The organism is Janthinobacterium sp. BHSEK, assembly GCF_056174685.1.
Window position 1 is genome coordinate 1 of the sequence record NZ_JBWBYV010000289.1, and the last position, 273, is coordinate 273.

1 rRNA gene is annotated in these 273 nt (G+C 49.5%); it reads left to right on the forward strand.

Features of this window, described 5'->3' with window-relative positions:
• Positions 1 to 273 (forward strand): 23S ribosomal RNA (locus tag AC0V2Y_RS29090); the annotation flags it as partial.

Here is a 273-nt window from a genome sequence, read left to right on the forward strand (position 1 = left end):
GCGGAATTCAAGGGGATGGGACGAGTGAATTTATTCACGAAGCAATCGGAAGTGGTTCCAAGAAAAGCCTCTAAGCTTCAGTCATACGAGACCGTACCGCAAACCGACACAGGTGGGCGAGATGAGTATTCTAAGGCGCTTGAGAGAACTCGGGAGAAGGAACTCGGCAAATTGGTACCGTAACTTCGGGAAAAGGTACGCCCCGGTAGCTTGAATGGTTTACTCCATGAGGGTGAAAGGGTTGCAATAAACTGGTGGCTGCGACTGTTTAAT